14 protein-coding genes and 1 tRNA gene are annotated in these 13,119 nt (G+C 35.7%); 7 read left to right on the forward strand and 8 right to left on the reverse strand.

Annotated elements, in window-relative coordinates:
- The 5 genes from QSG86_RS05465 to QSG86_RS05485 form a co-directional block, all read right to left on the reverse strand.
- Complete coding sequence (locus QSG86_RS05465) at window positions 1–378, reverse strand: hypothetical protein (RefSeq protein WP_317030569.1); 378 nt, start codon at window positions 376–378, stop codon at window positions 1–3.
- Window positions 379–380: 2 nt separating this feature from the next.
- Entirely contained in the window at window positions 381–668 is a 288-nt protein-coding gene (locus QSG86_RS05470; protein WP_317030570.1) for a helix-turn-helix transcriptional regulator, read from the reverse strand.
- Window positions 669–823: 155 nt separating this feature from the next.
- Window positions 824–2,008 carry a hypothetical protein gene (locus tag QSG86_RS05475; RefSeq protein ID WP_317030571.1) on the reverse strand — a complete coding sequence of 395 codons (1,185 nt, stop codon included), beginning with the start codon at window positions 2,006–2,008 and terminating at the stop codon, window positions 824–826.
- 144 nt (window positions 2,009–2,152) lie between these two features.
- Entirely contained in the window at window positions 2,153–3,358 is a 1,206-nt protein-coding gene (locus QSG86_RS05480; protein ID WP_317030572.1) for a tyrosine-type recombinase/integrase, read from the reverse strand.
- Window positions 3,359–3,631: 273 nt separating this feature from the next.
- Window positions 3,632–3,722: transfer RNA gene (locus QSG86_RS05485), tRNA-Ser, on the reverse strand.
- A 123-nt stretch (window positions 3,723–3,845) separates the two neighbouring features.
- Here QSG86_RS05485 and QSG86_RS05490 point away from each other — a divergent pair.
- The 3 genes from QSG86_RS05490 (at window position 3,846) to QSG86_RS05500 (ending at window position 7,315) form a co-directional block, all read left to right on the forward strand.
- Complete coding sequence (locus QSG86_RS05490; protein ID WP_317030573.1) at window positions 3,846–5,726, forward strand: potassium transporter Kup; 1,881 nt, start codon at window positions 3,846–3,848, stop codon at window positions 5,724–5,726.
- 204 nt (window positions 5,727–5,930) lie between these two features.
- Window positions 5,931–7,007, forward strand: a complete 1,077-nt coding sequence (locus QSG86_RS05495; protein WP_317030574.1) for a DNA/RNA non-specific endonuclease — start codon at window positions 5,931–5,933, stop codon at window positions 7,005–7,007.
- Window positions 7,008–7,069: 62 nt separating this feature from the next.
- Window positions 7,070–7,315 carry a hypothetical protein gene (locus tag QSG86_RS05500; protein ID WP_317030575.1) on the forward strand — a complete coding sequence of 82 codons (246 nt, stop codon included), beginning with the start codon at window positions 7,070–7,072 and terminating at the stop codon, window positions 7,313–7,315.
- Between the two features lie 128 nt (window positions 7,316–7,443).
- Here QSG86_RS05500 and QSG86_RS05505 read toward each other — a convergent pair whose 3' ends face one another.
- Together QSG86_RS05505 and hisF are read right to left on the reverse strand one after the other, a co-directional pair.
- Window positions 7,444–7,587 carry a hypothetical protein gene (locus QSG86_RS05505; RefSeq protein ID WP_317030576.1) on the reverse strand — a complete coding sequence of 48 codons (144 nt, stop codon included), beginning with the start codon at window positions 7,585–7,587 and terminating at the stop codon, window positions 7,444–7,446.
- 214 nt (window positions 7,588–7,801) lie between these two features.
- A complete protein-coding gene (hisF, locus tag QSG86_RS05510) occupies window positions 7,802–8,560 on the reverse strand; it encodes an imidazole glycerol phosphate synthase subunit HisF (protein ID WP_317030577.1) in 759 nt (252 codons plus the stop codon).
- Between the two features lie 114 nt (window positions 8,561–8,674).
- Here hisF and QSG86_RS05515 point away from each other — a divergent pair, with 114 nt between their 5' ends.
- The 3 genes from QSG86_RS05515 (at window position 8,675) to QSG86_RS05525 (ending at window position 10,789) form a co-directional block, all read left to right on the forward strand.
- Window positions 8,675–9,625: a homoserine kinase gene (locus tag QSG86_RS05515; RefSeq protein ID WP_317030578.1), complete on the forward strand. Its 951-nt coding sequence runs from the start codon at window positions 8,675–8,677 to the stop codon at window positions 9,623–9,625.
- Window positions 9,626–9,649: 24 nt separating this feature from the next.
- Window positions 9,650–10,285, forward strand: a complete 636-nt coding sequence (locus QSG86_RS05520) for a DUF1294 domain-containing protein (RefSeq protein WP_317030579.1) — start codon at window positions 9,650–9,652, stop codon at window positions 10,283–10,285.
- A 105-nt stretch (window positions 10,286–10,390) separates the two neighbouring features.
- Window positions 10,391–10,789 (forward strand): hypothetical protein, encoded by a 399-nt coding sequence (locus QSG86_RS05525; RefSeq protein ID WP_317030580.1) that lies wholly within the window; start codon window positions 10,391–10,393, stop codon window positions 10,787–10,789.
- 449 nt (window positions 10,790–11,238) lie between these two features.
- Here the strand turns inward: QSG86_RS05525 and QSG86_RS05530 are convergent, their stop codons facing one another.
- On the reverse strand, window positions 11,239–11,598 hold the full coding sequence (locus QSG86_RS05530; protein ID WP_317030581.1) for a helix-turn-helix domain-containing protein: 360 nt from the start codon (window positions 11,596–11,598) through the stop codon (window positions 11,239–11,241).
- Between the two features lie 93 nt (window positions 11,599–11,691).
- Here QSG86_RS05530 and QSG86_RS05535 point away from each other — a divergent pair, with 93 nt between their 5' ends.
- Window positions 11,692–13,035, forward strand: coding sequence for an APC family permease (locus tag QSG86_RS05535; protein ID WP_317030582.1), 1,344 nt, complete (start codon window positions 11,692–11,694; stop codon window positions 13,033–13,035).
- The last annotated feature ends 84 nt before the right edge of the window (window positions 13,036–13,119 follow it).

Raw genomic sequence — 13,119 nt, forward strand, 5'->3', positions numbered from 1 at the left:
TTAAGCCCCTATTTTTATGTCATCAAGTAGGGTTAAAAGGTGGTGCATAGCCTGTTGTTCGGTATCAAGTAAGTGGACGATCTGCTTAGGTGATACATGCGTATTTTTAAGGCGTGTCGGGCGTATATATTCCATCAGTGCATTAATGCGCTTTCTGACTAGCTCGGAATATTCCATCGGTTCATCAATGCCAGCTTTGAGGCTTCTTTGATATTGGTTATCCAGTACGCCGTACAAATCATTTAATTGCTCAGATACTTTCTTAAGCTGGTCATGGTTTATGACTGTGACTAAATCACGGTTATAAATATCTTTTGCCACTGCACTAAGCTGTCGGCTTGCATTTAAGGCAATAGACTTAATTTGTGTTTTGGTCATGCTTAAGCCTCCAATCCTTTGGACTGCATCCATGCTTTAACATCTGATAAACGCCATACAGTTACGCTGTCTGATAGTTTAATAGGAGAGGGGAACTCACCACGCTTGACCCACTTCCATATAGTTTTATCAGATACACCAATTAAACCTTTTGAGGCTGGGCGAGCATTAATATTCTTAGTTTTGCCTTTGTTGATACCGCTTTTATAGGTGTGAGTGGTTGCTTGCTTTTCGGGGTAATTAGCAAGGTCTTTGATTCTTAAAAATTGATCTGTATTGAGAGATGACATATCTACCCATCCTATTTAGTGAAAAAAATAGATAGCCTTTGCACTTCATTGCATTGGCTTGATGGATATATGAAAGCAAATAAAAATAAAGGTAGCCTAGCTACCTAAATGCAAAAAGTAGCTAACCTTACCTTAGCTACCTTATTAAATATCAATTACTTATTGAATTTTTTTCTTCTATCTACATGCCAACTTTCAAAAGGTGATGTAATCTCTCTTAGTCTTTTAACCTTAAGTTCGTTTTTATCTTTATATGGGGTGTTGCGAATAATCCAAAAATTAGCTTTATTGGTATGATTACCTTGTTCAGTTTCATTTTCGATATATAGGTGCTCCCATAACTGTATGCAATATACTAAATCAGGCGCATATCTTTCTATTTTAGTTTCATCAAAAATTAAATCTAAAAGATTGCTCGTTTTTTGTTTAGTATGTAATTGCTCTGATTCTAATTGTTCAATTCTAGTTTTAAGTTGGCTAATTTCATTGTTTGCTCTGTGCTTATCTAAAATAAGTTCAAAAGCTTCACTACTTTCTTTTTGAATCCCTTTTGCTAATTGCTCAATTTGAGCATCTTTTTCAACAACTTTCTCTTTTAATTTTTCGACTTCTACTTGTAGTGATTGGTAGTCCAATATGAGCAAAGACGATTGTGATTTTTCTTCATGTAACTTATGTTCTAGTTGTTCAATTTTTTTAAGTAACTCTTGATTCTTTTGCTTATATTCTTCATCTACAGTGCATTCTATAGCTGGATTCTTCACACTAATATTCTGTTGTGATATATCATTTTTTTTATCTTCATCATTCAAATATTGTTTTATATCATCCCAAAAATGGTAATCAGGCTCTTGTGAAGGTATCGAAAGGTTTAGATAGTATTCTTCATAGCTTACTTGTTCTTCTTTTTCTAATACTATCGGCTCAAATATAGTATTGGATAATTTTAAGGCTTCTTTAATATCCTTATTTTCAAAAAAAGCCTTTCTCTCCCAGTATGTTTCTATACAGCCATTATGGTACTTTGCAAATTTTGTGATTGTTCTAGCTGAATATGATTGCATTTCATTTTCAGCTATATATTGTAGCCATGAAAATGCATCATTATCGCCTACCCAAGTGGTTTCGCCACCTTGATAAGCCTCGAAGCTAGTCTGAACTATTTTATGGTCTGTGCTTCTTGAGTGACTATAAAGATGAATATACATGTCTTTATTGAGTAGATAAGTAGAAACTTCCCAAATATTAGAATTAGTTTCTTTGGCTAGTAATTCTATTGCTTCTTTAAGACTTATATAGTTTTTATCATTTTCTGTATTAATTAATGCCATTAATCCCATTCATGCCTCCCACAGCACCCCCAAAGAAGACTAGGTAAACAAGTTGGGTACTTGCTTGTCGGATGCCTCCTATACCTAGCTGAATCAATATATCAAATATTTAGGTAATTGCCAGTTATTGCATGTCCTAGCTTGTCGCTTTATTTATGCACGTTTATTTTTAGGGAATGGGACAACATTATGTCTAAGGCTATCTATAAAATTAGCCCATTCTTGCATCATTTTAGTTCTGTACTGTAAATGCTGAGCATGGTTATAAGCCTGTGACACGGCGTTACCAGTCTTATGAGCAAGTTGCACCTCAATAGCATCATGCATATAGCCTTGTTCATGTAGGGTAGTAGATGCCAGTCCCCTAAATCCATGACCAGTCATTTTGCCCATATAGCCCATTGTTCTAATTGCGCTTAATAATGAATTATTACTGATCTGTTTCGCCGTGCTGTGGTTATAAAACACGAATTGTTTATGACCAGTTAAAGGATGTAATTCTTTTAAAATCTCTATAGCTTGAGTAGATAGAGGGACAATGTGAGGCTCTGCCATTTTCATTTTATGTGCTGGGATTCGCCATAATTTACTTTCAAAATCTACTTCGTCCCATTCCATATTGACAAGCTCGCCAGTTCTTACAAAAGTCAGCGTCATAAACTGTAGAGCCGATTTAACTAAGAAACTGCCGTGATATTTATCCATACGGAGTAAGAAAGGCGGAAATTCAGATATATCTAATCTCGCCATATTCTTAACCTTTCTAGGCTTTAAGGCTTCATGTAAATGTGGAGTAGGGTCATTCTCAATAATTCCTTTACGGATTGCATAGCGGAAAACACGTCCCACCAGTGGTATGGAGCGTTTAGCCATCTCTTGAGCACCTCGAGCTTCAATCTTTTGGGCACACTCTAAAATATCTTTGCCTTTGAGCTGGTCAATAGGTGTATTACCAATAAAGGGAAATATATCTTTTTCAAATACGGATAAATCACGTAAATAGGTAGCCTCTTTAATTAAATCTTTTCTATTTTCCATCCATTCGATAGTAAGCGTTTTAAATAGAGTGCTTTCATCCTCTACCTGTTTGTTTTCTTTTTTATTTTCGGATGGGTCAATGCCGTTGGCTAAAAGTTGTCTTGATCGTAAATGGCTAATTCGTGCTTGTGCCAAGCTCATAAATTCATAAGAACCTAAAGTAATATTCTTTTGCTTTCCATTAAAACGATAGGCATATATCCAAGTCATGCGTCCATTTGGGAATACATGCAATTGTAAGCCGTTGCCATCACTGTATTTATCAGGTTTTTTGGTATTGGTAGGAGGCTTTAAACGTCTTATTTTTGAATCGGTTAGCATTAGAAATACCTCATTTGTTGGTATAGGACTGCTAATCTTGGATTTATACCAACAAAAGTGGGTAAAAGGGGGGATTTAAGCCTAAAACCATCATTGAAAGAAGTTCATTTGTTGGTATAAAAAGGCTACTTTTAATTTAATACCAACAGTTATACCAACACTATACCAACGATTGCACGTTATTGCACTTCTTTGCATAGGGCATTAAAAAAGGCTTAATCCCTTTAGAATTAAGCCTTTCGATACTGCTTTGGATTGCAGTTCTTTGCAATTTGGCGGTGAAAGAGGGATTCGAACCCTCGATACGCTATTAACGTATACACACTTTCCAGGCGTGCTCCTTCAGCCACTCGGACACTTCACCATTTAGGCTGTGGATAATACCCAAAAAATATCCCTCTGCCAAGCTGAAACAATTGATTTGCGGAATTTTTTTGTTTGTAGTGTTATGATTCGCAAAAATAGTGTCTAAATTTGAAGACAAAGTATGCAAAACACCGCAAAAAAAGCTGCTTTACCCGTCATTACTCTCGCTGCACTAGGTGTAGTGTTTGGAGATATTGGAACAAGCCCTCTTTATGCCTTACGCCAATGTTTTTTAACAGCGCATTTGGCAATTAATGATGCCACTGTATTGGGAATTTTATCCTTAATATTCTGGTGTATGATGCTCAGCATTAGTTTTAAATATGTCATCATCATTATGCGCGCAGATAATAATGGTGAAGGCGGGATTATGTCCTTGCTGGCATTAAATTTACGGACAACACGAATTGCTGAAAAGAAAAAAATTTACTTAATTTCTTTAGGATTTATCGGTGCTTCACTATTTTTTGGTGATGGTATTATTACGCCTGCAATTTCAGTTTTATCAGCGATTGAAGGCTTAAGTATTGCCACCCCGATGTTTAATGAATGGTTAGTACCACTCTCTATTGGTATTTTGACGGGACTTTTTTTGGTTCAGCGTCATGGTACAGGGACGATGGGTAAATTTTTTGGTCCATTGACTTTGGTTTGGTTTTTATCGATCGGACTCGTTGGATTATGGAGTATTATTCAAACGCCATTTATATTGGCCATGGTCAGTCCACACTGGGCATTTAATTTCGTCGTTCATCAGCCATTTGTGGCTTTTTTAACGATGGGTGCTGTGATTTTAACCATGACTGGTGGTGAGGCATTATATGCAGATATGGGGCATTTTGGACGCTTACCTATTCGTCTTGCATGGTTTTTAGTGGTATTGCCTTGTTTATTGTTGAATTATGCAGGACAAGGCGCATTATTGTTACGCAATCCAGCAGCAATTGAAAATCCATTTTATATGCTGGTACCTGAATGGGCATTATTTCCCATGATTGGATTAGCAACGGCAGCAGCCGTGATTGCATCACAAGCCGTGATTACAGGCGTTTTTTCAATGGTAAACCAAGCGATTCAGTTACGTTATTTACCACGTTTAACGGTACGTCATACTTCAGAAGTTGAACAAGGTCAAATTTATTTGCCTTCCATTAACTGGATTTTATTGGTTTCGGTGCTGATTTTAATTTTATTATTTAAAAATAGTGCCAATTTAGCCAGTGCTTATGGTGTTGCTGTGACAATGACCATGCTGTGTGGAACGATTTTGATTTCTGTTTTAGCTTATGGTTACTGGCGTTGGCCAATTTGGAAAGTGGCTTTATTTGCTGTGCCATTTTTACTTTTAGATTTTATTTTTGTTGCCTCAACTTCGCTAAAAATTATTGCGGGAGGTTGGGTGCCAATTCTAATTGGTGCAATGTTATTTACCATATTAATGACCTGGAAAGATGGCCGAGAATTGGTTTTAAAGCGTGTTAGTAAAGATGCTTTACCTATTAATTTATTTATTCAAAGCATTAATATGGGAAGTGATACTAAATTTGTTCCAGGCGATGCAATTTTTTTAACAGGAACGCCAGATATTGTTCCGCATGCAATGCTGCATAATATTAAGCATAATAAAGTATTACATGAGCGAAATGTGATGGTCACTGTGGTGACACAAGATATTCCTTATGTTAAACAAGTAGATCGAATTAAAGTTGAAAAACTGGATGATCGTTTCTATCGTGTCATGATGTATTATGGTTTTAAAGATCAACCGAATGTACCTAGAGCATTAAAACAAGCTTATGAACAATTGGGTTTTGAATTTGATTTAATGCAAATGAGTTTCTTTATTTCTAGAGATCGTGTCATTCATGCTGTAGGTGGGGGAATGGCAGCATGGCGAGAAAAATTATTTATCTCCATGCAGAAAAATACCAGTCCAGTAAGTGACTTTTATCAAATTCCAACCAATCGTGTGGTGGAGTTGGGGAGTCAGATTGAGATTTAAATCTTGATGATACAAAACCAGAGTGCGATGTGCTCTGGTTTTTTAGTTTGATCAATAACAGAATATGCAATGACTGCTATCATCGATATCGCAATCAGGATGGTTTTGTTGTTTTTTTAAACAGTTAATTGCATGAACATATACAAGTTTTATCAGGCTTGCTAATCTCGCGCAAAATAAAGTCGCTTGTGTATTGTATTCATAATGGTAAAAAAGAAACGTAGTTCAAAGAATTTTTTCTCTCCGCTATGGAGTCAAAATGGCTTAAAAATAATCTTGGGCTTAATTGCATCTTGTAGTTTTGCGATTGCTTTTGGACAGGAAAAAATTAGCCAATGGGTTCAATCGACATCTTTATCGACCAATACGGCATGTCTCAATCAATTTTATCGTGATACACCGCCTTATTTAGTTAAAGATTCACTTAAAAAAGATAGTTATCCATTGTGTTTTAATGGCTTTAATGTCATGTATTCAGGCAGATCAAAAACACCATTATGGTCAGCGGAAGCACTAACACCACAGCGTTTAAGCCAAAAAATTCCACGTGAAGATAGTTTTCATGAAGAAACCCGTGTGCCATCAGCATATCGTGCTGTACTCGCTGATTATAAGGGTTCAGGCTTTGACCGTGGCCATATGGCTCCAAATGCTGATATGCCAAATAAAGAAGCGCAATCAGACAGTTTTTCTTTAGCGAATATGGTACCGCAAGCACCGAAAAATAATCAGAAAATCTGGCGAGAAATTGAAGAAGCAACACGAGCAATTGTCACCAAGCAAAAGCAAGATGTTTATGTGGTCACAGGCCCCGTTTTTTTGGGTCAGAAGCTTAAAACTATTGGTAATGGGGTCATTGTACCCACAGCCGTCTTTAAAGCGCTTTATATTCCGAAAACAGGTGCCATAGGTGCATATTATGCACCGAATGATAACTCACTTAAAATGAATGTGGTGAGTGTGTGCTATTTAGAAGAAAAACTGGGTATTAACTTATTTCCACAACTCACGTCAGAACAAAAACGTAATACTTATAAATTACCACATACGGCCAATGCGGTAAAAGCCAATCAGCCTTTAGAATACTCACATTGGGATGCAGAGAGTCAATGTGCTGAGGATGTGACAGCAGAACAATTGCAGCAATTACAGCAAAGTTTTAAATCATCCAGCCCTAATTCGAATACAGCGACATCAACGATACCAGATACAAATAATGTCGAATCATGGATTACAAAGTTATTGGCGATTTTACAATATATTCTACAATTGTTGAAATAATGGTCATGATGATTGTGATGAAATGAGTTAAAGTAAATTATACCTACATCTTGGGGAATATCATGTTTAAACCATTTCAAAATGGTGTTGAATCAGATGCAATTCATGATTTAACCATTGAAAATAATAGTGATTATATTAGTTTATACGGTAATTTACAGTTAACCAAAGATCAGCAAGGATTGGTGATTGCTAAAAAATTACAAGCATTTTTAAACAGTGTGGTTATCGCATTAGAGAGTGAAGAAAATTTACCTGAGCATATCAGCATCAAAAAAATGGGTGAGGTTGAAAATCCATTTTTTTAACACCAGCAGATCATCATCAACGAGATTGTATTGTGGATGACACCTGTGATGGTGAAATGTGAATAGTGTAATGCTTGGATCATGAGGGCAGTGAGTAGTCAATTATTCACTGCCACTCAATATAAAAATTAAGATGGTGTGACTTCAGCCTGCTCTTGCTTTTCTTGACGATAATTTTCATCTTCAACATCGGCCAATGAAAATACTAAATAAACAATAATGAGCAGAATAGCAATTAGAATGGCGATAGATATTTTTTTTAAGTTACGCATAGCTCAAACTTTTGAAATAAATAGAATAATAATATTAAAACCCAAAAATAAAATGAAACAGTATAAGTTTTTAGTTCAATTATTGTATTTGAAACAAAAATTTACAGAGTTAAGGCTTTTATTTAGAATTTAGTAGCAGTTCATGATGATTATGGATCATTCATCAATAAATTACTGTAAATCATAGCAACTTATTGATGAATATAGAAACCGTTTATAAACGCATTTCGATACCTTGCGCAGCAAGATATTGTTTAGCTTCAGGGATGGTATGTTGACCAAAATGAAAAATTGATGCAGCCAATACAGCATCAGCACCGCCCTGAATAATCCCATCTGCCAAGTGTTGTAAATTACCTACACCACCAGAGGCAATGGTCGGAATATGGACACGTTGATTAATTTGACGCATTAATTCAAGATCATAGCCTGCTTTGGTACCATCTGCATCCATTGAGGTGATCAAGAGTTCCCCAGCACCAAAATCGGCCATTTTGACAGCCCAGTCAAGTGCATCAATCCCTGTCGGTTTACGTCCGCCATGTGTAAAAATTTCCCATTTATTGTCACCTGTTTGTTTAGCATCAATCGCAACAACAATACATTGTGCACCAAAACGTTGAGAGGCTTCTTGGACAAATTCGGGATGAAATACAGCAGCAGAGTTAATACTGACTTTATCTGCACCTGCATTGAGTAATAGGCGAATATCTTCAATTTTACGCACACCGCCGCCGACGGTGAGTGGAACAAAAACGGACTCTGCCATACGTTCAACGGTACGATAGGTGGTGTCGCGGCCATTTGATGTTGCCGTAATATCTAAAAAGGTAATTTCATCGGCACCTTGTTCATTATAACGACGAGCCACTTCTACTGGATCACCTGCATCACGAATATCGAGGAATTGAACACCTTTCACTACACGGCCATTATCGACATCTAAGCAAGGAATAATACGTTTAGCAAGCATAAATTTTTCCAGTAATTACAGTATATTATGAAACTGACCTACGGTTGGTGCTACAACTTGGTAGATGGACAAGGTATTCTATCAAAATTATGTAAGTTTTTTTGCAGGTTTTCTATGTCGGTTTATACCACTTTGACTTTAAAGGAAGTTCAGGATTTTGCTTTACCTTATGGATTAAAGGTGATTGACCTGATTCCCATTCAAGGCGGTATTCAAAATACAAACTATTTTATCATTAATCATGATCAGCAACATTATGTGTTAACCATCTTTGAAGATATGGATCAGCACAGTGCAGAAGAGATTATTCCTGTACTTAGACATTTAGCACAACAGGATTTGCCTGTAGCAGTACCTTTAGAATATGCCAATCAAGCGATTCATTGTTTAAAAGAGAAACCTGCACAGATTGCACCGCGTCTGATTGGCTCACATCCTATTCCTGCCAATATTGAACAGGTAGAGGCGATTGCTACTGCCCAAGCAACCATGCATATCGCATTGCAACACTTTCCCTTACAGCGTCAAAGCTGTCGTAATCACCATTACTGGCAACAAGTGGCCAATGAACTAAAACCAAATTTAAATCCCGCAGATAAGGCATTGTTATCTGAGCTTTTTGGTTTATATGACGTCTTTACTGCGATCTATCCAGATCGTCCTACTGGTTTTATTCATGCTGATTTATTTCGTGATAATACGCTATTTCAAGGCGCTAAACTGCAAGGAATTTTAGATTTTTATGAATTAAATCATGATGAACTATTATTTGATATTGCTATTACGATAAATGATTTTTGTACCGATTATCCTCATATGCATTTAGATAAAGCAAAAGCCAATGCATTTTTAGAGGCCTATCATCAGCTTAGACCCTTAACCTTAGATGAAAAAGCATGTGTTGAACTTTATTTAGCAATGGCAGCAGGACGTTTTTGGTTAATGCGTTTGCAAGTGGCAGAAAAAAATAAAATCGAAGGGCGTTGTGGGGGAGATATTTTACAAAAAGATCCATTTGAAATGCGTAATATGCTGATTGAGCGTCTAAAATTTGTAACAGCTTAAATTGGCTTCAACGAGGAGAGTGACATGCGTGATCAAGGCCGACTGGTTGAATGGTTTGATGAAAAAGGTTATGGTTTTATTCAACCTGAAGATTTAAGCAAAGATCGGGTATTTTTACATATTAAGGATTTTTCTCGTCCAGGACCACGTCCCATTATTGGCTGTGCTTTAGAATATACCGTGACGATTGATCATCGTTCACGTTATAAGGCTTTAGATGTAATTTATCTTAAAGCCAATCAAACTCAAAAAAAACTGCTGCAATCACATCGATATCAAGCTCAACATCAAGCTACATCATTCTCTTGGCAACCCATACAAATATTAGCTATTGCTTATATTATTGCAATTGCACTACTCACACTATTTGGATGGTTAAGTAATTTAGTCGTGTTATTTTTAATCGTGATCAATATCGTGACATATTGGTGTTATGCACAAGATAAAGAGGCAGCCCGTTCAGGTGGGAGAAGAATTTCTGAGCAAAAATTACATATCTTGTCTTTTTTAGGGGGATGGCCTGCTGCATGGTTAGCACAACAAAAGTTGAGACATAAAACACAAAAACAAACATTTAAAAAAGTTTATTTATATAGCATAGTGTTTAATATTCTATTAATACTATGGTTGGTTTCACCCTTAAATCACATGATTTTTTAACGGCAATGATCGTGTGAATCATTAAGGTTATAAAATGCGCATGGATATTAATTTGTAGCATGTGCCCCATGACTTTTGTTCAGTCTTTAAACGAAGAGAAATAATATGACTACCTATACGCCTGCTCAAGACTCACAAAAAACATTAACATTGATTTTATATGTACTGTATATTGTGGCGATTGTAACGGGTGGTATTTTGGCTATTATTGCCTTGATGATTAACTATATAAAACGTAGTGACATGGACGGTAGTATTTTTGCCAGCCATTTTACTTGGCAAATTCGCACCTTCTGGTGGTATTTATTCTGGAATATTATTGCTTTTATTCCATTTGGTTTTTTATTCTGGAACAATAATAATCCCGATATTTTTGCAGGTATTGCCTTGGGTGCAAGTTTGTTTTGTTTTGCTGTGATTGCACTTTCATGGGTTTGGATTGTTTATCGTGCAATCAGAGGGTTAATTTACTTAAGTGATAACAAGCCTATGTACAGTGAATAAATGACAATGATTATTCTTGTTATGTAAGGATCTGATCAGTTGTTGATTCATGACCTTTTTAGACTGTGTGATGACTGCAAGCCGTGATTCAGTCAGTATTTATTATCATCCGTTCACTATCCATTCGATTCAATAAAAGTAGACTGGTTTTGTAGCTTAACCATTCTCTGCTTAACATCTGCTATTCCCCCAATTTTTCCTTCTTTTTATCATCATATATTTCATGATTTCCAATAGAAAATTCTTGATCTGCATTTAAATGGAAATCATATTTTGCACTCAAATGAGTCATATTTTTTTATAGCTGCTTTATCTTGGATTTATTTTTAAATATTAAGTTTACATTTTTAATATTTAAAGTTTACATTTTTAATAAAATAAATGTACATTTATGTAAGGTTTGATTTATAAATAAATTATTTTTTTATTAAAAATAAAATTTAAAATAATTAATAATAAAAGCGTCCACGACCACGTTTTAAACCAAGATTATGAATGGCGCGAACTAAAACTGCATAAGAAACAGCATAACCAAATTGCTGCTCAAAAAGCGGAACTAAATCACTAATATTTTTAAATTTTGTATTTTTTACAAAGACTTGGAATTTGTCTAAATCTTTTATATGCGATGGTGCACCAGATTTTTGACGTGCTTTAGGCTGTAAATCACCTGTTTCTTCTTCTAGTTTTATCCATGCATCAAGTGTGACACGTGAGATATTAAATGTTTTACAAACAGCAACCTTATAATCTGTTTGTTTATAAGCCTGAAGCGCAGCTTTACGTATTTCTAATGAATATTTAGCCATTTTATTTAAAGTCCTTAAAATAAATATAATTATATTATATGGCACAGTTGTTGCAAAAAATAAATAAATTAAATGCAATAATAGGTGGCATAAATGAAGCAAGCACAAGTGGCTTTCAAAAAAATGTCGTTATGGCAAGTGGTCATTATTGGCATTGCTTATATGACACCAATGGTCGTTTTTGATACGTTTGGTTTGGTTTCTGGTATTACCCATGGCCGTGTACCATTGGCTTATATTCTAGCGTTATTGGCGATGTTGTTGACTGCATTTAGTTATGCAAGATTTAGTCGTGTTAATACACAATCTGGCTCTGCGTATAGTTATACAGCACAAGCATGTGGTTCAAAAGCAGGTTTCTTTGTAGGTTGGTGCGCATTACTCGATTATATGTTACTGCCGTTGGTCAATACTTTATTGGCCAGTATTTATCTCGAAGCTTTAATTCCCGCTGTCCCATACTGGGGATGGGTGGTTATTTTTGCTAGTTTAGTTACTTTGATTAATTGTTTTCGCATTAATATTTTAGCGAATTTAAGTTTAATTTTTGTTTTGGCTCCCGTATTACTGATGGTGATTTTTATTTATCTGGTCATTGACGGTGTACAGTTACAACAAGGTCATCAATATCTATTAAGTATGACACCGCTATGGAATGGTGATCCTTCTATTTTACCTTTGATTGCTGGTGCCTCTATTCTATGTTTTTCCTTTTTAGGATTTGATGCTGTGACAACAATGTCACATGAAACCAAAGATCCCCAACGTACTATTCCACGTGCAGTAATGCTTACAACACTATTAGGCGGCATTATTTTTATTACGGCTGCTTGGTTTATTCAACTGTATTTTCCAACTAATGTACGCTTTAAAAATCCAGATGAAGCCTTACCTGAAATTGTTTTATATGTCGGTGGTGCATTATTTCAAGCGGTATTTTTATCTGCTCAGATTATGAATACTTTTGCATCAGGACTAGCCACACATGCGAGTGCATCACGTTTAATTCATATGATGGGAAAAGATGGCATTTTTCATAAAACGACTTTTGGTCAAATTCACCCTAAATTAGGTACACCTTTATATGCCGTATTGAGTATAGGGCTGATTTCACTCTGTGCGATTGGTCTTGATTTAGCGACAGTTGTGGTCATGATTAGTTTTGGTGCATTGATTGCATTTACTGCGGTAAATTTTTCTGTCTTTATGAAGTTTTATATTCGTGATCGACAACGTCAGGGATTAAAAAATAAACTCTGTAATTTAGTTCTACCTTGGCTATCTGTTGCGGTCATGTTGTGTTTATGGGCTAATTTGGAACAGAGCGCTTTATGGTTTGGTTGTGCTTGGTTAAGCATTGGTGTTTTGATTTTTATCTATAAAAAACTGAGAAAGCAAAGTATTGCAATTAGTCATGCTTTTTCGATCAATGATTAGGATGGGGGTTATTTAATCTTGAGTAACTTTGATTTTGATCGATAAATTAAACCCGAAATGAAATCGTCTAAATTATCAAATAAG

Origin of the sequence: Acinetobacter sp. SAAs474, assembly GCF_032823475.1 — a bacterium.
In the GTDB taxonomy this organism is placed as follows: Bacteria; Pseudomonadota; Gammaproteobacteria; order Pseudomonadales; family Moraxellaceae; genus Acinetobacter.

What these genes read in the sequence shown, in the direction of transcription:
- QSG86_RS05465 (WP_317030569.1), bottom strand. Translation starts at nt 378, where the DNA reads ATGACCAAAACACAAATTAAGTCTATTGCCTTAAATGCAAGCCGACAG.
- QSG86_RS05470 (WP_317030570.1), bottom strand. Translation starts at nt 668, where the DNA reads ATGTCATCTCTCAATACAGATCAATTTTTAAGAATCAAAGACCTTGCT.
- QSG86_RS05475 (WP_317030571.1), bottom strand. Translation starts at nt 2,008, where the DNA reads ATGGGATTAATGGCATTAATTAATACAGAAAATGATAAAAACTATATA.
- QSG86_RS05480 (WP_317030572.1), bottom strand. Translation starts at nt 3,358, where the DNA reads ATGCTAACCGATTCAAAAATAAGACGTTTAAAGCCTCCTACCAATACC.
- QSG86_RS05490 (WP_317030573.1), top strand. Translation starts at nt 3,846, where the DNA reads ATGCAAAACACCGCAAAAAAAGCTGCTTTACCCGTCATTACTCTCGCT.
- QSG86_RS05495 (WP_317030574.1), top strand. Translation starts at nt 5,931, where the DNA reads ATGGTAAAAAAGAAACGTAGTTCAAAGAATTTTTTCTCTCCGCTATGG.
- QSG86_RS05500 (WP_317030575.1), top strand. Translation starts at nt 7,070, where the DNA reads ATGTTTAAACCATTTCAAAATGGTGTTGAATCAGATGCAATTCATGAT.
- QSG86_RS05505 (WP_317030576.1), bottom strand. Translation starts at nt 7,587, where the DNA reads ATGCGTAACTTAAAAAAAATATCTATCGCCATTCTAATTGCTATTCTG.
- hisF (WP_317030577.1), bottom strand. Translation starts at nt 8,560, where the DNA reads ATGCTTGCTAAACGTATTATTCCTTGCTTAGATGTCGATAATGGCCGT.
- QSG86_RS05515 (WP_317030578.1), top strand. Translation starts at nt 8,675, where the DNA reads ATGTCGGTTTATACCACTTTGACTTTAAAGGAAGTTCAGGATTTTGCT.
- QSG86_RS05520 (WP_317030579.1), top strand. Translation starts at nt 9,650, where the DNA reads ATGCGTGATCAAGGCCGACTGGTTGAATGGTTTGATGAAAAAGGTTAT.
- QSG86_RS05525 (WP_317030580.1), top strand. Translation starts at nt 10,391, where the DNA reads ATGACTACCTATACGCCTGCTCAAGACTCACAAAAAACATTAACATTG.
- QSG86_RS05530 (WP_317030581.1), bottom strand. Translation starts at nt 11,598, where the DNA reads ATGGCTAAATATTCATTAGAAATACGTAAAGCTGCGCTTCAGGCTTAT.
- QSG86_RS05535 (WP_317030582.1), top strand. Translation starts at nt 11,692, where the DNA reads ATGAAGCAAGCACAAGTGGCTTTCAAAAAAATGTCGTTATGGCAAGTG.